The organism is Rhizobium sp. L1K21, from assembly GCF_024055895.1.
Taxonomy (GTDB): Bacteria; Pseudomonadota; Alphaproteobacteria; order Rhizobiales; family Rhizobiaceae; genus Ensifer_A.
Genome location: NZ_JAMXLE010000001.1, coordinates 1,819,800 through 1,838,852, shown reverse-complemented (window position 1 = coordinate 1,838,852; position 19,053 = coordinate 1,819,800). Strand labels below are relative to the sequence as shown.

The 19,053-nt window shown below is 56.8% G+C and carries 18 protein-coding genes and 2 tRNA genes; 10 read left to right on the top strand and 10 right to left on the bottom strand.

Annotation, left to right across the window (positions count from 1 at the left end; genetic code table 11):
* Positions 1-39: 39 nt before the first annotated feature.
* Positions 40-114 (bottom strand) — tRNA-Asn (locus NHF56_RS08800).
* A gap of 150 nt (positions 115-264) precedes the next feature.
* Here NHF56_RS08800 and NHF56_RS08795 point away from each other — a divergent pair.
* From NHF56_RS08795 to NHF56_RS08775, 5 genes are all read left to right on the top strand, one after another.
* Complete coding sequence (locus NHF56_RS08795) at positions 265-543, top strand: hypothetical protein (RefSeq protein ID WP_252803469.1); 279 nt, start codon at positions 265-267, stop codon at positions 541-543.
* A gap of 80 nt (positions 544-623) precedes the next feature.
* A tRNA-Cys gene (locus tag NHF56_RS08790) sits at positions 624-697 on the top strand.
* Positions 698-918: 221 nt separating this feature from the next.
* Entirely contained in the window at positions 919-1,572 is a 654-nt protein-coding gene (locus NHF56_RS08785) for a protein-L-isoaspartate O-methyltransferase (RefSeq protein ID WP_252803467.1), read from the top strand.
* A gap of 204 nt (positions 1,573-1,776) precedes the next feature.
* Entirely contained in the window at positions 1,777-3,147 is a 1,371-nt protein-coding gene (locus tag NHF56_RS08780) for a TolC family outer membrane protein (RefSeq protein ID WP_252803464.1), read from the top strand.
* Positions 3,148-3,349: 202 nt separating this feature from the next.
* Positions 3,350-4,126, top strand: a complete 777-nt coding sequence (locus NHF56_RS08775; RefSeq protein ID WP_252803462.1) for a PopZ family protein — start codon at positions 3,350-3,352, stop codon at positions 4,124-4,126.
* Between the two features lie 66 nt (positions 4,127-4,192).
* Here the strand turns inward: NHF56_RS08775 and NHF56_RS08770 are convergent, their stop codons facing one another.
* From NHF56_RS08770 to folE, 4 genes are all read right to left on the bottom strand, one after another.
* Positions 4,193-5,149, bottom strand: a complete 957-nt coding sequence (locus NHF56_RS08770; RefSeq protein WP_373456268.1) for a patatin-like phospholipase family protein — start codon at positions 5,147-5,149, stop codon at positions 4,193-4,195.
* Between the two features lie 157 nt (positions 5,150-5,306).
* Positions 5,307-6,461: a PQQ-dependent sugar dehydrogenase gene (locus tag NHF56_RS08765; protein WP_252803460.1), complete on the bottom strand. Its 1,155-nt coding sequence runs from the start codon at positions 6,459-6,461 to the stop codon at positions 5,307-5,309.
* Positions 6,462-6,618: 157 nt separating this feature from the next.
* Positions 6,619-7,062 (bottom strand): phosphoribosyl-AMP cyclohydrolase, encoded by a 444-nt coding sequence (gene hisI / locus NHF56_RS08760; RefSeq protein WP_252803458.1) that lies wholly within the window; start codon positions 7,060-7,062, stop codon positions 6,619-6,621.
* Positions 7,063-7,069: 7 nt separating this feature from the next.
* Positions 7,070-7,687, bottom strand: a complete 618-nt coding sequence (gene folE / locus NHF56_RS08755; RefSeq protein WP_252803456.1) for a GTP cyclohydrolase I FolE — start codon at positions 7,685-7,687, stop codon at positions 7,070-7,072.
* 329 nt (positions 7,688-8,016) lie between these two features.
* On the opposite strand from folE, the gene NHF56_RS08750 reads away from it, so the two are divergent.
* Positions 8,017-8,466, top strand: a complete 450-nt coding sequence (locus NHF56_RS08750) for an iron-sulfur cluster assembly scaffold protein (RefSeq protein WP_252803454.1) — start codon at positions 8,017-8,019, stop codon at positions 8,464-8,466.
* Positions 8,459-8,836, top strand: a complete 378-nt coding sequence (yidD, locus tag NHF56_RS08745) for a membrane protein insertion efficiency factor YidD (protein WP_252803452.1) — start codon at positions 8,459-8,461, stop codon at positions 8,834-8,836. The genes NHF56_RS08750 and yidD overlap by 8 nt, the downstream gene beginning before the upstream one ends.
* Before the next feature lie 17 nt (positions 8,837-8,853).
* Here the strand turns inward: yidD and NHF56_RS08740 are convergent, their stop codons facing one another.
* Positions 8,854-9,906: a class I SAM-dependent methyltransferase gene (locus NHF56_RS08740; RefSeq protein WP_252803450.1), complete on the bottom strand. Its 1,053-nt coding sequence runs from the start codon at positions 9,904-9,906 to the stop codon at positions 8,854-8,856.
* Positions 9,907-10,141: 235 nt separating this feature from the next.
* On the opposite strand from NHF56_RS08740, the gene NHF56_RS08735 reads away from it, so the two are divergent.
* Together NHF56_RS08735 and NHF56_RS08730 are read left to right on the top strand one after the other, a co-directional pair.
* On the top strand, positions 10,142-12,136 hold the full coding sequence (locus tag NHF56_RS08735; RefSeq protein ID WP_252803448.1) for a bifunctional diguanylate cyclase/phosphodiesterase: 1,995 nt from the start codon (positions 10,142-10,144) through the stop codon (positions 12,134-12,136).
* A 122-nt stretch (positions 12,137-12,258) separates the two neighbouring features.
* Positions 12,259-13,047, top strand: coding sequence for a GGDEF domain-containing protein (locus tag NHF56_RS08730; protein ID WP_252803446.1), 789 nt, complete (start codon positions 12,259-12,261; stop codon positions 13,045-13,047).
* A 50-nt stretch (positions 13,048-13,097) separates the two neighbouring features.
* On the opposite strand, the gene NHF56_RS08725 is transcribed toward NHF56_RS08730, so the two are convergent.
* The 4 genes from NHF56_RS08725 to NHF56_RS08710 all read right to left on the bottom strand — a co-directional run bounded on the left by NHF56_RS08725 (position 13,098) and on the right by NHF56_RS08710 (position 16,791).
* Positions 13,098-13,466 (bottom strand): hypothetical protein, encoded by a 369-nt coding sequence (locus NHF56_RS08725; RefSeq protein ID WP_252803444.1) that lies wholly within the window; start codon positions 13,464-13,466, stop codon positions 13,098-13,100.
* A gap of 1,132 nt (positions 13,467-14,598) precedes the next feature.
* Positions 14,599-14,958 (bottom strand): endonuclease domain-containing protein, encoded by a 360-nt coding sequence (locus NHF56_RS08720; RefSeq protein ID WP_256995390.1) that lies wholly within the window; start codon positions 14,956-14,958, stop codon positions 14,599-14,601.
* Between the two features lie 235 nt (positions 14,959-15,193).
* Positions 15,194-15,553, bottom strand: coding sequence for an endonuclease domain-containing protein (locus NHF56_RS08715; RefSeq protein ID WP_256995389.1), 360 nt, complete (start codon positions 15,551-15,553; stop codon positions 15,194-15,196).
* Between the two features lie 509 nt (positions 15,554-16,062).
* The gene (locus NHF56_RS08710; RefSeq protein WP_252803438.1) at positions 16,063-16,791 is read right to left on the bottom strand and encodes a GIY-YIG nuclease family protein; all 729 of its coding nucleotides are present in this window, start codon (positions 16,789-16,791) and stop codon (positions 16,063-16,065) included.
* A gap of 211 nt (positions 16,792-17,002) precedes the next feature.
* On the opposite strand from NHF56_RS08710, the gene thrS reads away from it, so the two are divergent.
* Positions 17,003-19,033: a threonine--tRNA ligase gene (thrS, locus tag NHF56_RS08705; protein ID WP_252803437.1), complete on the top strand. Its 2,031-nt coding sequence runs from the start codon at positions 17,003-17,005 to the stop codon at positions 19,031-19,033.
* The last annotated feature ends 20 nt before the right edge of the window (positions 19,034-19,053 follow it).

Below are 19,053 nucleotides of genomic sequence, written 5' to 3'. Positions count from 1 at the left end.
AAAGGCCCGCGCCGTATGGCTGCGGGCCTTTCATGAAACTGGCTCCCCGGGTCGGATTCGAACCGACGACCTATCGATTAACAGTCGAGTGCTCTACCGCTGAGCTACCAGGGAATATCGCCGTGCGGCGAATTGAGTGCGCTGATACATAGGCTTGATCGATTTGCCAAGCGTTTTTTCAAAAAAAAACGATCATCGGCAAAATTGGCCGTTGAAAAGCCATCGTGGTCAACCACCTCTAGGGCTTACCAGACAGCGGGTTCGATGACAAAATCCCAAAAAAGCTTTTTCGCATTCAATTCGCAGAGCCGCATCGTGCGGGTGGGCAAGCGCGAATATGCGCTGCCGCGTTCGCGCATGATGCGAATCCTGCTTGGACTTGTCTTGATCATCTGCGGAACTCTTGGCTTCTTGCCGGTCCTGGGCTTCTGGATGCTGCCGCTCGGTCTCCTGATTCTGTCCTATGAGTTCCATCTCATCCGGCGACTGCGCCGGCGAATGATCGTCTGGTGGCGTCGGCGCAAGGGCACGGCTCGCGAATAAGATGATTTGCGAATTTTCCTCTTGCGGTTTTTCTATAATCATTCTACATCGCCGCCACCACCCGATATGATTATACGGACGGCCTCGTGGCGGAGTGGTTACGCAGAGGACTGCAAATCCTTGCACCCCGGTTCGATTCCGGGCGAGGCCTCCAATTTTTTCCCAATCGAAAAACGCGCCATCCCGCTGGGCGGAATTTTCTGTTGATGACTGTGTCACAACCGACAACAGGCGCGACTTTTTCGCATCACTTGGCTTTGCGCGCTTGAAAGCCGTCATTGTGGGGACTAATAGACCTGTTAAAGAAAAGTGAATGCGTTCGGCCATCAAAAAGCGGTGCCGGGCGCTCCGCAGCATGCAATTGGGATTTGCGACATGATCGATTTTGAAGCCGCGCGGAACCGTATGGTCGATAACCAGATCCGTACGACCGACGTCACCTCACACTCCGTTTTGTCGGCGTTTTTCTCTGTGCCGCGTGAGGCTTTCGTTCCCGCTGAAAAGGCGGCGCTCGCCTATATCGATGACGATATTCAGGTGGCCCAAGGCCGTTACGTCATGGAGCCGTCGCCGCTTGCAAAGCTCCTGCAGCTTGCCACCATCACCAAGGACGATTTCGTCCTCGAAGTTGGCGCTACAACCGGTTACGTTTCAGCGCTTTTGTCGCTCATTGCCGGTTCCGTCGTGGCTCTTGAAAGCGATGAGACGCTGGCATCCGTGGCAACCGCCAAACTCGCAGAATTGGGCTATGACAATGTCGCGGTGGTCACCGGGGATCTCGAGGCAGGCTATCCGGATGAAGCGCCCTATGACGTGATTATCCTTGATGGCGCAGTGGAAGAGGTGCCGGCGGCGCTTCTCGAGCAATTGCGCGATGGTGGCCGGCTGGTTGCCGTCATCGGTTACGGAAATGCCTCCACTGCGAAGCTTTATGTGAAGGAAAACGGCACGGTATCCGAGCGTTTCGCGTTCAATACGTCGGTCAAGCCGTTGCCAGGCTTCCGCAAGGCGGAAGAGTTTGTGTTTTGATGCTGTTTGCGGGCATTTAATCAGGACTGATTGAACCTGTTGCTCATTGGCAACGACCTTGTCCTTTAAATGTTCGTATAAGGGCGAACGGCTTGAGGCGGCGATTGTTCCTCCTCAAGTTTGGTGCTGTATCTTGAGTCTGTTTTCTCGAGCGCGAAGGAGCAAATGCCCACGCGCTTCTTTATGCCAATTTGGAGTTATGCCGTGAGGGACGTTCGAAAACACCTGCTTGCTGCCGTTTTTCCTCTTCTTCTTCTTGCACCGGCAGCAAGTGCGGAGACCATCAGCGGCGCAATGGCAAAGGCTTATGCCAACAATCCGGATGTGAATGCGGCGCGTGCTGGCCTTCGCGCAACGGACGAAGGCGTCACCATCGCCAAGGCGGGCTACAGGCCGAAGATTTCAGCAAATGCATCAGCGTCCGAAACGCGGCTTTATGACATTGGCGGCGTTTCCGGCCTCGATAAAAGCTCTCGGTCATCCTCGTATGGGCTGTCCATTACGCAAAACATCTTCGATGGCTTTCAAACCTTGAACAGCATTCGCGCGGCGGAAGCAAATGTCTATGCCACCCGCGAAAGCATGCGGGCAACGGAGATGTCGATCCTGCTCGCCGCCGCACAGTCCTATGCCAATGTCGCGCGCGATCAGCAGATTGTGTCGGTGCGCCAGCAGAACCTCGGCTTTCTGAATGAGCAGCTCAAGGCCGCCAATGCCCGCCTGGAAGTGGGCGAGGGCACGCGAACCGACGTTTCCCAGGCGCAGGCTCAATTGGCAGCAGCAAAAGCGCTTCTCGCTGCCGCCGTTGCGCAGTTGAAATCGAGCAAGGCGGTCTACATGCAGATCGTCGGTACTGAAGCAACCGGCATTCGCCAGCCTGGTCCGGTATCTGCCGGTATTCCGGCTAGCGTGGATGCCGCTGTTGCCACTGGCATGCGCGATCACCCATCTGTGCTTGCTGCCATGCACGGCGTTGATGCCGCTGGCTATAACGTCAAGACCGCGGAAGGCAGCATGTTGCCGGGTGTTAGCGTTACCGGGGCGCTCGGCCGCAACTACAATAGCCTGACGTCCTCATCGACCTACAACAGCGCGAGTATCACGGCACAGCTGAATGTTCCCATTTATCAGGGCGGCGCAGAATACGGCCAAATTCGCAGGGCCAAGGAACTCCTCAGCCAGAGCCGCATTCAGGTCGATTCCGTCCGGCTTTCCATTCAGCAGCAGATTGTGTCGGCCTATGCCGCCTTGGAGGCCGCCCGTGCTGCCATCGAGGCAAACCGTGCGCAGCTTTCAGCCTCCAATCTGGCACTGTCCGGCGTTATTGAAGAGCGCAATGTAGGCCAGTCGACCACGCTTGATGTTCTCAATGCGCAGCAGTCGGTCTTGAACGCCAAGGAAAGCCTTGCAAGCGCGGAGCGCGATGCTGTTGTCTACAGCTATTCGGTCCTCGCTGCCATGGGTCACCTGACTGTTGCCAGCCAAGGTCTGAATGTTGCCGAATACAAGCCGGAAGAGCATTATGAGGCCGTCAAGGACGCATGGTTCGGTCTGCGCACGGTCGGCGACCGCTAAATCTGGTCAAGGACTGTTTCTCAGACCTTGTTAAAATTCCCTGAATCTATCCACAGCTTCGGCCACAAAACTGTGTATCAATATGAATAGTTGATTCGCGGCGATTGTTTCGTGAATCGGTTATCCTATTGTGGCACATAGGCCATCGCGGCGGCGATTGGCTTTTTGTAACTGCGTATGATTTTGAAAAACGGGGATGAAAATGGCTCAGCCAAGTGTAGCGCGTGAACCGTCAATGGAAGAAATTCTGGCGTCCATACGTCGGATTATCGAGAGCAACGAGCCGGATAATATCCAACCGAGCGAGGCTGTTGCTGCGCCAGAGCCGGAAAATCAGGAAACCGCCGAGCCGCAATCTTATGAAGCGACCATCAGTGCGCCTGCTGCGGAGCTGAGCGTTGTGAATGACGAGGATGATGGCGATATCCACCTGACGGTTGACGAAACATTCGAAGTCGAGCCGGAACAGGCAGAAGAGCAGCCGCAGGTGCAGGCTGCACCGGTTTCCGAGCCTCAGCCGGCCGCGAAGCCGAGCACACTTGCCGACGTGGCCGCGCGCGTGCGCTCCCATGCAGAAATCGCGAAGGCGGCCCCGCAATCGATGGCAACAAGCAGCCCTTTGACCACAAGCCGGATGCAGGGCCTGCCGGCCGGCAGCACACCGGCAAAACCGGCGCAAGCCCAAACCGCACCCGCTGCACCGGCACCCGAAAATACCGGCGGCCAGGGCAACGCCGTTGCCAAACTCGAGACGAAACTGCAGCATATCGTTTCCGAAGCAACCGAGGATAAGGTCGCTCGCTCGTTCGATGAGCTGGCCGCCGCGCTCCATGCCGAGCCGCAGCGCAGTCTTGACGAGATCGCAGAGGAAATGCTGCGTCCCATGCTGCGCGAATGGCTGGACGACAATCTTCCATCTTTGGTGGAGCGTCTGGTGCGCGAAGAAATCGAGCGCGTTGCGCGCGGACCGCGCGGTTAATCCAGCAGTTCACATCTGATCTGACAGGAAGAGGTGTGGCGCACGCGCCTCTTCGAGACCTTCCGCTCAGCGGGCCAGAATTTCCTGCATCCGCTTGATTTCGCCGATTTTCGCCTTCGTTTCGGCATAACCGCGATTGATGGCTTCATCTGCCCGGTGGAATTCGGAAAGACCGATATCGCCAAGGCGCGGGTGAAGCGAAAGATCCGGCGGGTCTCCGGCAAGCCGCGCCCGCGAAATCCGGTCCTGGATGATGTTAAACGCTTCCACCATCACCGTGGTCACGCCGTAATGCGTCTGCTGACCGTCCACCACACGCTCTTCCGGCAGGTTATCGGGGCTGGCATTATGCTTGACCACTGCAGAGCGGCCGTAAAGGTCATAGTGCAGGTTGATAGCCACCACCAGCGGCTCTTCATAGGCCCGGCACACTGAAACCGGTACCGGATTGACCAGCGCACCATCGACCAGAACCCGATTGTTGGTCCTCACCGGTTCGAAAATGCCGGGCAGGGCGTATGACGCGCGGATGGCCGTAATCAGCGAACCGGAATGCATCCAAACCTCGTGACCGGTCGTCAGTTCTGTCGCGACCGATACGAATGGGCGGTCGAGATCCTCGATCTTAAGACCGCTTAGATGTTCCTGCATGCGTTTCGTCAGCCGCAATCCACTCAACAGCCCGCCGCCGCCAATTGTGAAATCGAGAAAAGCGGCCATTCGGCGCATGGTCAGCGAACGGGCAAACGCCTCAAGTTCGTCCAGCTTTCCGGCGAGATAACAACCGCCCACCAACGCGCCGATGGACGTGCCGGCAATCATGGAGATCTTCACTTTTTCTTCGTCAAGCGCCCTCAGCGCGCCGATATGGGCCCAACCGCGTGCGGCCCCGCCGCCGAGCGCAAGTGCAATGCCGCGCGGCTCATTTTTGCTTGGCTCGATCATGTTTTGGGAAAGAGGCGGGCCGCCCGGCTCTGCCGCCATTGCTGTTGTCACACCGTGTCTAAAATTCCAGTTCAGCATTTCCAACCTCGAGAGGCAAAACGGGCGCCAATGTTCAATTAACGCCCGTCTTAGGTTTCAATTTCGTGAATCAGCGGGAAAAATCCCTAAAAATGTCCAAGAATAACGCAAATGCCTCTCAAAAGTGCTTTTCTGTGCGACTTTGATATTGATGACCTTAGTCTCCTTGCCGGCTAACACGGATCAGTTCGCCATCGCTTTCATCGGTCAGCAGCAACACGGCCCCATCGGGTGCGACCTTCACGTCGCGCAAGCGACCGAATGCATCGGCAAACAGGTGCTCCTCTTTTTGCACAGCGCCGTCAGGACCGCGTTCAAGCCTTGAGAGAAGCTGAAACTTCAGCGCTGTGACCAGAAAATCGCCCTCCCATTCCGGAAACATCTCGCCGTGATAGACCGCCAGTGCACCCGGCGCGATGGATGGGTCCCAGTAATAGTAGGGCTGCTCATAGCCTTCCGCCTCTGTGCCTTTGCCGATTTTTGCGCCGGAATAATGCCTGCCATAGGAAATGACCGGCCATCCGTAATTCTTGCCCTGCTGCGGAAAGTTGATTTCGTCGCCGCCACGCGCGCCGTGTTCCACCACCACGATCCTGCCGGTCTCAGGATCGATATCGATGCCTTGCGGATTTCTATGGCCTTTGGACCACATGCCGGGCAGCCCCATTGCGCCGCGGGTAAATTCGACTGCGGGGTAGGGTGTTCCGTCCGCTTTTAAGTGGATCACCGCGCCAGCGTAATCTCCAAGATCCTGCGCCCGCTCACCATCGCCTCTTTCGCCAAGCGTCAGAAAAATATCGCCATTATCGGCCAGGGCGATGCGCGAGCCAAAGTGGTGGCCGGTCTGTGTCCCTTTATTCATCTCAAAAAGCTTTTCAACGTTTTCGAGCTGGGCCTCGTCTTCGCTCAACACTGCGCTGAAAAGTGCGGTTCCTTGTCCGCCGGTCATCGGAATGGAGGCCGTGAAATAGAACTGCCGGCTTTGAGAAAAATTGGATGGAATGGCAATGTCGAGCAGTCCACCCTGTCCGCCGACAAAGAGGTCCGGCAGCCCTTCGATCGGCTCGGAAATGGCCCCGTCGCGGATGATGCGCAGCCGACCGGGGCGTTCGGAAACAATGTAGGCACCATCGGGCAGCACCTCCACCGACCAGGGGTGGTCCAGTCCATCGGCAAGCACGTCTGTCTTGAGCGCGACTTCATCCGAACTGAATTCTGCACTCAAGGCATCCGTTCCACCCATTGCCAGAAAACCACTCAACACAAACCCGGCAAGTCTGCCGCTGCGCCCAAATTGCTCGATTCCTGCCATCGTGCTCTCCTTTTCTCCTGAATTGTAGGTAGGTCACCGCACGAAGAAGGCAAGAAGAGGGAGGCGAAGTCATTTTAATGTGATCGGGACGCGCGAATTGAGGCCTGTGAAATTCACCGGCGGACCGATTGACCTGATCAAGTGATGTAACGAAAGTCTACGCCTTGTAGACGTCTTCGGGGTCAAAATGCCGTTCGTCATCGGCGATTTCGAGCTTGGCATCGCCGTCTTTGAACGTCGCCACCCGATAGAAGCAAGACCTGCGCCCGGTGTGACATGTCGCATCATGACCGGCGACCGAAACTTTCAGCCAGATCGCATCCTGGTCGCAATCGGTACGCAATTCCTTCACCGTCTGCAGATTGCCGGAGGTCTCACCCTTTTTCCAGATCGCTCTGCGCGAGCGACTGTAATAATGCGCAATTCCGGTTTCCAGCGTCAGCGAAAGCGCTTCAGCATTCATGAAGGCAACCATCAATAGCTCGCCGTCGCGCTCATCGGTCACGACAGCGGTCACAAGCCCGTTCACATCGAATTTCGGCGTAAAGGCCGCGCCTTCTTCCAATGCGGCCTTGTCCTTCGCGGGAGAAGAAAATTCCATGAACGTCTTACTTTCCGCTTCGTGCCATGGTCATGAAACGCGCCTGCAGGGAGGCATCTTCCTTGAATGCGCCGGTAAAGGTTGTCGTCAGTGTGGTGGAACCCTGTTTCTGAATACCGCGCATCGACATGCACATGTGCTCGGCTTCCACAAAAACAGCAACCCCCTTGGGGTCCAGCGCATCCTGGATAGCATTGGCGATCTGGGATGTCATGGATTCCTGCGTTTGCAGCCGACGGGCATATATATCGACCGTCCGGGCTATCTTGGACAGACCCAGCACCCTGCCATCGGGAAGATAGCCGACGCTTGCCGTGCCAATGATCGGGACCATGTGGTGTTCGCAATGGGAGTGGAAGGGAATATTGCGGACAAGCACCATGTCGTCATAGCCCGCCACCTCTTCGAATGTGCGGCCAAGCACATCTGCGGCGTCCTGATCATAGCCGGAAAAGAGCTCACGATAGGCTTTTGCGACGCGCCGTGGGGTATCCAAAAGGCCTTCACGCGAGGTGTCTTCGCCCGCCCAGCGCAGCAAGACGCGTACTGCGTCTTCTGCTTCTTCCTGCGTGGGACGGGAATTGTCTTTGGCACTCAGCGCCAGCTTTTGCACGATGGCATCCATCACGAATCTCCGGGGCCTCTTCCCAAATCGGTTTGAGGCACGGTTGTTACATTCTGCCTAAGGGGCCAAAACGAGTCATGTCGTTTACGGCATGTGCCTCATTACGTCATGAACTGCAAACTGGATTGCAGCAAAATGTACTCCTCTGACAAAAGCTGCAGCGCCACCTTGCATTCTGAGCCTTTGCACACGAATTATTATATAGTGGTCAACATCAATCAGAAAAAGGTCTAAAAGCGCCCGTTAGAGGGCGCGGGGAGAAAAATCATTTCCCCGAAAGCTGTCGCTGATGCAGATTGATGTTTCGAACGGAATGCGGAGTCACAGACGTGGACGACATATATAACGCCAAAATTCTGGATTTTGCGGGCAATATTCCGCGCATCGGAACCCTTGATGACGCGGACGCCGAGGCGATGGCCCATTCCAAACTATGCGGTTCGCGCGTCAAGGTCTGGCTGAAAATGAACGACGGCCATGTGAGTGATTTTGCTCACGACGTGAAGGCCTGCGCACTCGGTCAGGCATCCTCCTCTATCATGGCCCGCCACATCATCGGTGCGACGCCGGAAGAACTGCGTCAGGCGCGCAAGGACATGCTGGCCATGCTCAAGGAAGGCGGCGAGGGCCCAACCGGCCGTTTCGAGGACATGCGCTATCTGAAGCCTGTCAAGGATTACAAGGCGCGCCACCCTTCGACCATGCTGACATTCGATGCGGTCTGCGACTGCCTGGATCAAATTGAAACGGCTGGAGTTGCGTTCGGGGCGCATGTGTAAAGACCACAAACATTCCCGTCCGATCGGCTATTCGTCAACCTCACGCAACTGGCAGGGCGCGTTTCCCAAGACCCCCGGTCGCCTCCTGGGGTTAGGGCTGATCAGGTTGTACCAACTCACGCTCTCCGGCTTTATAGGCCAGTCTTGTCGTCACATGCCCACATGCTCCGAATATGGCTATGAAGCCGTTGCAAGGCACGGGCTCTGGTCCGGCGGGTTCATGGCGCTTTTTCGGTTCATGCGATGCGGTCCCGGCGGTACCTGGGGTTATGACCCCGTGCCGGAACGCCTGGAGGCGCGGCTGCACTGGTGGACGCCATGGCGCTTCTGGAATTTGAAAAGCGGGGCCGAAGATCAGACCCCGCTTTGAGATAGACGGCCTCGATATCAGTCGGCGATCTTCCGGAGTTTCGCGTAGCAGATATAGCGGTTCTCTCCGAAAAACACGTCCGCCTTCACCTTGTTCCGGTCCACCGAGGCGTTGATGATGTCCCACATATCGTCTTCGCTGCGGAAGATCAGCTGCCAGTTCATGAAGGTTTCCATGTAGCCGTCGGTGCCGACTTCATCGCTGAAATTGGCAAACAGAAATTCGCCGCCAACCTTCAGCATTTCGACCAGACGCTGCGTCAGGCGAATGGCCACTGCGCGCGGCAGATAATCATAAAGCCCGGCAGCATAGGCGAGATCAAATTTGCCAATCTTGTACGACCGTCTCAGAAGTCCCGATACGCTTCCATTGATGGCTGTAATCAGCGAGTTCTGATGTTTTTTCTCAACGAGTTCAACGCTTTCCGTATCCTGGTCAAGCGCGATCCAGCGTTTCAGCGTTCCGGCCTTCAGCGCTTCTGACAGTTCAGCTTCGCGCAGGTGTCCGCAAGCAACAGCCAGAATTTCCGCGCCGTCGCATACCCGCTTTGCTGTAGCATCCACCGTATGCGCAAGAATGTCGCGACGTTCACGGCCGGCCACGCAAGGCGGCGTGTTGCTGGTATAGGCGTAAATGGCTCGCCCAAGCTCGGTCGACTGCGCCAAGATTTCTCTTGTGCTCTCATGATGGTAGAGGAGGTCGATCAGCCCCGCGTCGCCCGAATAACCGCGCGGCTTTGTAAACGACCAGTTCGTGAACGGATCCTGGAAAATATACTCCCCGAGCGGATGGCCCTGGGCGACTGGCACCAGGTGTTCCCAGACTTCCGGTGCGCATTTCTCGCGCAAGGCATGAAGCCGTTCGCCGAGCCGGTCGGTAATCTCCGCCGCTGGTTCGCCATTGGCAAACGAGCGCCGGCTCATTTCCAATATCAATATCAGCTCCAACTGCCGGTCGCCGAGTTGGTCGGCGTCAATCTGATCGCTGAGTGTGCCGATATGCTCCTTGATGAGAGCCGGCGTTATGAGACTGTGTTTGTCGATTTCAAAATTCATATTCTCTACACGCATCTTGGTACATCCCCGTCCACCACGAAAAGTTGTAGCGACTTAATCGGCGTAACGCGAGAACATGTTTAACAAATGGTTAATTTCATGGGGATGGTTCGAGCGATTTTGATGACAATTTGCAAACTGCCATCTTTAACGCGAATTTAGCGCTCCATGTTTCATAATCGTACTGTTGTAGCGAATTTGTACAGGCACCCAGATCCTGTCTTTTGTTGTTTGAAGGTAACCGGTCGGCATGAGCGACAGTGAGATGCAGATAACCGACGAGCTTGTGAGACGTGCCAAGAGCGCGGCCGGCAACGCGTGGTGGGAAGGGCAGGACCCGGTTCTGAGGCAGGTGCTCGACGAGCGCAACGAGAAGCAGAATTTGCGCCTCGCACGCTTTGGTTTGTGGGCTGCCGCAATCACTTATGTGAGTTTTGGTTTCTCCGACATCTACCTGCTTCCCGATGTCGGCAGTCTGGTCTTTCTGTTCCGGATAGGCCTTGCCATCGTGGTGCTTTCGCTGTTGGAGACAGGCATTTGGCTGCGGTTGCCCTTGAAGGCCATTCAGGCCTTTTCCGCCATGGCCATTCTGGCCTCGGCATTCGGTTGGCTGTTCATCTCCATCACCTCGTCTGAACGCCAGTTGGCAGCCGAATACACCATCTTCGGCACGATTTTCATCCTGGCCACAAACCTCTTCTTCAATTTCCGTTTTTCGCTCGCCGCAGCGTCATCCTCAATTGTGACTGCAGGTTGTATATACGCCACAACCAGCATGATCGACGTGGATTTCAAGACCAAGTTCATCCACGTCCTCTTCTTCACGACATCGCTGACATTCTCGCTTTATCTCGCATGGCGCCTGAGCCATGAGCGTTACCATACTTTCGTGAATTCGCTGCAGGCGCAGATTCAGGAGCAGGTGGCGATCGAGAAGGGCCGGCAGCTCAAGAAAATTGCCGAAACCGACCCGCTGACCGGCATGTTGAACCGACGCGCGCTGAGCCAGGAGTTTTTCGCCCTCAAACGCAGCGAACTCGCGCTTGGCAAGCATATCGGCGTCATTCTTATCGATGTCGACTTTTTCAAGCGTTACAATGACAGTCTGGGGCACGATATCGGCGATGAATGCCTGATCCGACTGTCGCAGTGTTTCCAGGAAACGGCTTGTGCCTATCATGGCGTCGCAGGCCGTTATGGCGGAGAGGAATTTCTCCTTCTTTGCTCCGTGCGCGACAAGGAGGAACTGGCGACCGTTGCCAAGGCGCTTTGCGACGCCGTGGAAGCGCTGAAGATTTCCCATCCGGACCGGCCCGACAAGCGCGACATTATCACCATCTCTGCCGGCGCGACGATGACCGAGACCGAAGGCGCGATGGAACTGTCGGTGCTGCTGCAGCAGGCGGACCGCGCGCTCTATGCTTCCAAATTCGCTTCCCGCGCGACCTTCACGATCTACGATCCGGAAGCCGTTCACATGCATGCCTCGCGGCAAAACCTGGCGCTGCTGCTCAGCGAGGCGGTGGAGCGCGAACTGGTTTCTCTCGTTTACCAGCCGATCAAGGATGCCCAAACCGGCAAGCTCCTGGGTCATGAAACGCTGATGCGGCTGCGTGATTTCGACGGCACACCGATCCACCCGCCTGTTTTCATTCCTGCCGCAGAGCAGACCGGCGCCATTGTCGAACTCGGCAACTGGGCCATCGAGCAGGCTTTGACGGACCTGTGCGTGGAGGACAACGACACTTTCGTGACCGTCAATGTCTCCGCCGTTCAGCTCAAAACCCCCGGATTCCCGCTGAAAGTGGCCGAAATCCTGTCCAGTCTCGGTGTTCAGCCGCACCGGCTGGCACTGGAGGTGACGGAAGGCATCGACATCTATATGGAGGTCGAGGCGCACCGCAATATCGAGAATCTCAAACGCCTCGGCGTGCAGATCTGGCTCGACGATTTCGGCACCGGTTTTGCCGGTCTCGCCTGGCTCAACCGGTTCCGTTTCGACGCCGTCAAGATCGACCGCAGCTTTCTGGTCGAATGCCAGTCGGAGCAGGGTCTCAGCCTGCTGGAAGACATGGTGCGTATGCTCAAGCATCAGAAGTTCACGGTGCTTGTGGAGGGGGTCGAAACCGGCGAACAGCGCGCGCTGTTGAAGCAGCTGGGTGTCGATCTGATGCAGGGCTACCATCTTGGCATGCCTGCGCCCATCGAGAAGGTGGAACGCCGCAAAGCGCGCGGTCGCGGCTGATGCGCGCGACGACGGACGCGCAGACCGACCCGCTAAATTTAGGGATCGCTTGAACATAGACAGTTAGGAATTGTGTTGCAAAATGTAACCTCCCGTCTTTCGGACGTCTTTTTGGAGCGCGCATGGGCAAAACCTTTTTCAACAGCGTTGTCGACACGCCCCAGGATGCGCGGCGTCAGCTTGTGAGGACTACGATCATTGCAGCGCTGGTCTTTTCGCTGTTTATCGGGTTGGCGACCTCCTATTTCGATCCTGACCATGTCTGGAGAATCTTGGCCATCAGCGTGCCGGCAGAGATGCTGACCACCATCGTTGTTGCAGGGCTTCACATACGCCAGTCGTTGGAAGGGGCCGAGAGCCGCGCCCGCTACCGTTATCTCAGCGCCCACGATCACCTCTCGGGGCTGAAGAACCGCCACAGCTTTCTCGATGCATTGAAGTCTGCGCGCGCAGCCGAGGCACCCGGCTTCTTCATGATCGCCGACCTCGATCACTTCAAGGCGATCAACGACAGCTATGGCCATGCTGCGGGCGATGCGGTGATCAGGGGCGTCGGTGCGCTGCTGTCCAACCACGATGCAGGCCGGCTCGGCGGCGAGGAATTCGCTATCATCCTCCAGGCAAAAACGGCCGACGACGCCAGGGCAAAGGGCGAGGCGATCCTTGCCGACATGGCCGCGCTCGAATTTCCGGTCGATCACCCGCACGGCAAAATTCGCGTGACCATGAGCGCCGGTATTGCGCCGCTTGACCCCCAAACCGACCTTCGCGAAACCTACAAGCTGGCAGACGCCGCGCTCTATTCGGCCAAGGTGTTCGGCCGCAACCGCGTGTTTCTCGCAGGTGAAGTCCCCGAAATCCCGGGCTCCCAACCGCTGATGAAACGCAAGACCGACCGCTTCTCGGCCTGACGCCCGCCGTATTTCGTACGCCCCTTGCATGGAGGCGCGAAACGTCAAGCTCACCGTTCAAGCTCCGCATAGGCCGCATCCCATTGCTCGTCCGTGATTTTGGCCTCGGCGTCGGGGTCTTCGGCAAGCACCTGCGCTTCATAGCGGTCCATTTCATCAATCATCCGTTGACGCCCGGCCTCATTGCGGATGCAGGGTGGAAAGCGATTGTAGTAATTCTCCCCATAGGTCTCGGGCGCATGTTCGCCCAGACAGGCCCGCGCGCGCCGGCACTTGGGCAGGTGGCAGAAGGTGTAATTCTCCAGCGCTGTGGTGAAGAACCGGAAAACGCGCTGGCTATTGCGGAAGAATCTGCGGTCTCCCTCGCCAACTTCCACCGGCTGAGGCTCGGCCGCTTCCATCCATTCTTCCCTTTTCATGGCATTTCTCTCCTTGTCTGATCGGATCATGGCAGCACAATTTGGCCGGCGGTTTCCCGTCAGGTTCACTCCGGCTTTCAATGACCACGCTTTGCCTGTCTCGGGCGCGTGAAACCGGAGAGCCGCGCGGCGCGCCGCCTCTGTTTTTTAAGTAATATGGCACCGCACACACGCGGCCCATCAAGACGTTTGCGGCATGGGCTGTCCGGCCCGGCCTGAATGCGGAACTGCTTCGCTGCATTGGTGAAACCACCAACTTGCACGGCGGACCCGAACCGACCCCTGGGACAACAGGGGAAGGGGGAAGCCTGTAACGGCGGCAGGTTGCCCTGCCACAGCGTTCCACACCCCCTGGAGAGAAGCCACACGTTACGGCTCCCACCCAGGCGTCTCCTTCCGCCTGAGGCTGACCGTCTCACGACCCCATCCGGCAACGGAAGACCTTCAGGATAAGGGGTGGGGCGCAAGCGGGGAAAAACGGGGGTGGATTTTTTTAAGGCGTGGGATTTTTTGTGACGCGGAATTGTTTTGTTTCAATGGGTTAGCGGGAATGGTGGAATCAAAATCTGAGCGAAGAGCAACGATTTTTTCCCCGTTTTGCCTCGCCCCGCCTGCGGGGGCGAAGGAGTCGCCGCACTCTCCGCATCCGTCCTCTCCCCTTGTGGGAGAGGATAGCCCGTCCACACGAAGCAAAGCAGAGTGTCTGGACGCGCTTGGTGAGGGGTGAAGAGTTGGGGGCCTGAATTACCCCTCACCAAGTTCACCACGCCAATCGCCTTCGGCTCTTGGGGTGAACTATCCTCTCCCACAGGGGGAGAGGAGCCGCCGCACCCTCCGCATCCGTCCTCTCCCCCTGTGGGAGAGGTGAGCCCGTCCACACGAGGCGAAGCGGAGTTTCGGACGCGCTTGGTGAGGGGTGAAGAGTTGGAGGCCTGAATTACCCCTCACCAAGTTCACCGCGCCAATCGCCTTCGGCTCTTGGGGTGAACTATCCTCTCCCACAGGGGGAGAGGACGGGCGCGGAGGCTGCGGCTCTTTCCTCCTCTCCCCTTGTGGGAGAGGATAGCAAGTCCACACGAAGCAAAGCTGAGTGTCTGGACGCGCTTGGTGAGGGGTGAACTGCACATAACCGCTAAGCCGGAGGAAGATTCAATTTTTCCCGGATTTTGCGAACTGCAAAGTCCAAGCCATTTTCGATCTCGTCATTCCAAAACCGCAACGTTTGGAAACCTTCAGCCGCGAATGTGGCATCGCGCAGCGCATCACGTTTGCTTTCCGCATGCTGGCCGCCATCAACCTCAATGATGCATTTGGCCTCAAAGCAGATGAAATCAACAATATAGCCTTTAAGGGGAACCTGCCGCCGAAATTTCAACCCGCCCATGCGCCGGTCTTTAAGCTGATTCCAGAGCAACGCTTCGGCCTTGGTGCCATCGCCACGCATGGCGCGAGCGTATTCACGATGCTTGGGCGGAGGTTTGTGGTGCGGCATAAGGGAAATGTGTCGCAGCTAAATGCATTTGACAACCATTTGTTTCACCCCTCACCAAGTCCACCACGCCAATCGCCTTCGGCTCTTGGGGTGAACTATCCTCTCCCACAAGGGGAGAGGAGCCGCCGCACCCTCCGCACCCGTCCTCTCCCCCTGTGGGAGAGGATAGCCCGTCCACACGAAGCAAAGCTGAGTGTCTGGACGCGCTTGGTGAGGGGTGAACTATACATAACCGCTAAGTCGGTGGAAGATTCAATTTTTCCCGGATTTTGCGAACCGCAAAGTCCAATCCATTTTCGATTTCATCATTCCAAAACCGCAACGTTTGGAAACCTTCAGCCGCGAATGTGGCATCGCGCAGCGCATCACGTTTGCTTTCCGCATGCTGGCCGCCATCAACCTCAATGATGCATTTGGCCTCAAAGCAGATGAAATCAACAATATAGCCTTTAAGGGGAACCTGCCGCCGAAATTTCAACCCGCCCATGCGCCGGTCTTTAAGCTGATTCCAGAGCAACGCTTCGGCCTTGGTGCCATCGCCACGCATGGCGCGAGCGTATTCACGATGCTTGGGCGGAGGTTTGTGGTGCGGCATGTGAGAAATGTGTCGCTGTCATATGCATTTTGCAACCATTTGTTTTACCCCTCACCAAGTTCACCACGCCAATCGCTTTGGCTCTTGGGGTGAACTATCCTCTCCCACAGGGGGAGAGGAGCCGCCGCACTCTCCGCATCCGTCCTCTCCCCTTGTGGGAGAGGATAGGAAGTCCACACGAAGCAAAGCTAAGTGTTTGGACGCACTAGGTGAGGGGGGTAAAGAGTTGGGGGCCTGTATTACCCCTCACCAAGTTCACCTCGCCAATCGCCTTCGGCTCTTGGGGTGAACTATCTCTCCCACAAGGGGAGAGGAGCCGCCGCACCCTCCGCACCCGTCCTCTCCCCTTGTGGGAGAGGATAGGAAGTCCACACGAAGCAAAGCTAAGTGTTTGGACGCGCTTGGTGAGGGGTATAAAGCCGCTACTCTCCGGGGTGTTCGAGGATCGATGCGGCAACTTGTGTTTGGATGGTAGGGTCAAGTCAGACTATGACGGTGGGGTTTTTCGCTCACCATATCTTTCGCCAGCGCTTAAACGCGGCGATCTCTGATTTGGTTAGCCTAAACCACTCGCCGCGTGTCCTTTTGTCCGCAAAACGTTTATGCCAATAGAACTCCACGCCCTGTGGATCGTCAGTTAGAATCGAGTGAACCAATTCTATTTCCTGTGGCAGTTCGATCTGAACTTGCCTGCCGCGTTTATTCAGAGATGTCGTGTACCCAATTTTGTAATCGCTGCCGTGCTTTTGGAGATATACGTAACCTTTAGCCGAAGCTTCGTTGCCCTCGGATATTAAGCCGTCGACAGGTTTTTGGTATTTTCTGGCAAGCTCCGCAATTTTTGTTTTGCCTTTTTGCATTGCGAATTCCGCTAGGCGCTCCGCTAATTTTGGCATAGGCCAACGCGCCTGAATGGTCTTTGGCGAAACGTGGCTTCCTAAACGTGGAACTTCATAATCCAGATCACCCGTGGTTGGAAAACGCCCTAATTTCTCAGAAACTTGCAATACTGTGTCCAGTAATTCCTCGTCGGAATAGGCTTTTTGCAGTGTGTTGGGAATAAAGCCAGCTTCAATTAGTGCATCGCTCCAGTTTCTCCATATTCTGCTGCGCCATTCGTGTTTCTTAATTCCGGTGACGGATTCAAATTTGGTCATGCCTGGTGGGCGGCCACCATTATCCGCCGCGATACTCTTAATGCTATTAAGTATCTCCTGCCGAACTAAGTCGAGTTCCATGCCACGTCCCTTTTTTGATTTATATAGAACGTATTTTCAGATGGATTGGAAGTCGCTGCGGCTAGGCTCGCTTTTACTAAAGCGGCGGGTAACCCCTTGCCCCACCCCCCAAATCCCACTATACCGCCTCCACCCATCGCCGCCTCAAATCGCGGCAAACCACCAACCACCCGCATTCGTAGGCGGGACTGGATGAAGGAGACTGAAAACCATGTCTATTTCCCTGATTTTTCCCGATGGTTCTGAACGTTCATACGATGCTGGTACGACCGGCCGGGATGTGGCGGAATCGATTTCCAAATCTTTGGCCAAGAAGGCTGTGGCGATTGCCATTGATGGTGAGCTGCGTGATCTTGCCGATCCCGTCACCAATGGCAAGATCGAGATTGTGACGCGCACGGACCCCAAGGCGCTGGAGCTGATCCGGCATGATGCGGCGCATGTGATGGCGGAAGCCGTGCAGGAGCTTTGGCCCGGCACGCAGGTGACCATTGGTCCGGTGATTGAAAACGGCTTTTATTACGACTTCAAGCGCGTGCATCCCGATACGCGCGAAGACTGGCCGTTTACGCCGGAAGATCTGCCGAAGATCGAAAAGCAGATGCAGAAGATCATCCAGCGCAACGCGCCCTTCGTGAAGGAAGTGTGGAGCCGCGAGAAGGCGCGCGACACCTTTGCCGATATGGGCGAGGCCTATAAGGTGGAGCTGGTGGATGCGATCCCGGAAGATCAGGACGTCAAGATCTACAAGCAGGGCGACTGGTTCGACCTTTGCCGCGGGCCGCATATGGCCTCCACGGGGCAGATCGGCACGGCCTTCAAGCTGATGAAGGTGGCGGGTGCCTATTGGCGCGGTGATTCGTCGAAGCCGATGCTGACGCGCATCTATGGCACGGCCTGGGCCGAGCAGAAGGACCTCGACAACTATCTGCATATTCTGGAAGAGGCCGAAAAGCGCGACCACCGCAAGCTTGGCCGCGAAATGGACCTGTTCCATTTCCAGGAGGAGGGGCCGGGCGTTGTTTTCTGGCATTCCAAGGGCTGGCGCATGTTCCAGACGCTGACGGCCTATATGCGCCGCCGTCTGGCAGGGGTTTACGAAGAGGTGAACGCGCCGCAGGTGCTTGATGCATCGCTGTGGGAAACCTCCGGCCACTGGGGCTGGTATCAGGAAAACATGTTTGCGGTGAAATCGGCGCACGCGCTGACGCATCCGGACGACCCGGAAGCCGACGACCGCGTGTTTGCGCTGAAACCCATGAACTGCCCCGGTCACGTGCAGATCTTCAAGCACGGCCTGAAGAGCTATCGCGACCTGCCGATCCGTCTCGCCGAATTCGGCAATGTGCACCGCTACGAGCCGTCAGGCGCGCTGCACGGGCTGATGCGCGTGCGCGGCTTCACGCAGGACGACGCACATGTGTTCTGCACCGACGAGCAGCTGGCCGCCGAATGCCTGAGGATCAATGATCTCATTCTTTCGGTCTACGAGGATTTCGGCTTTGGCGAGATCGTCGTGAAGCTCTCCACGCGGCCTGAAAAGCGCGTGGGCTCGGATGAGCTTTGGGATCGCGCCGAAAGCATCATGACCGAGGTGCTGAAGACCATCGAAGCCCAATCCGGCGGCCGCATCAAAACCGGCATTCTGGAAGGCGAGGGCGCGTTTTACGGGCCGAAGTTCGAATATACGCTGCGCGACGCCATTGGCCGTGAATGGCAGTGCGGCACCACACAGGTGGACTTCAACCTGCCCGAACGTTTCGGCGCATTCTATATCGACCAGAACTCCGAAAAGCAGCAGCCGGTGATGATCCACCGCGCCATCTGCGGCTCCATGGAGCGGTTTCTCGGCATTCTGATCGAGAACTTCGCCGGTCACATGCCGCTGTGGTTCGCACCGCTGCAGGTGGTGGTGGCAACGATCACGTCTGAAGCCGATGGTTATGGCGAAGAGGTGGCCGAAGCGCTGCGCGATGCCGGTCTCCACGTGGAGACAGACTTCCGCAACGAGAAGATCAACTACAAGATCCGCGAACACTCGGTCGGCAAGGTGCCGGTGATCATCGTCTGCGGCAAGCGCGAGGCCGAAGAGCGCACGGTGAATATCCGTCGTCTGGGCTCGCAGAACCAGACCTCGATGACGCTGGATGAGGCGATTGCATCGCTGATGGAAGAGGCAACGCCGCCGGACGTGAAGCGCAAGCTGGCGGCCAGGGCGGCGAAAAAGGCTGCGGCTGTATAAATTTCGACCAATCCTCTCCC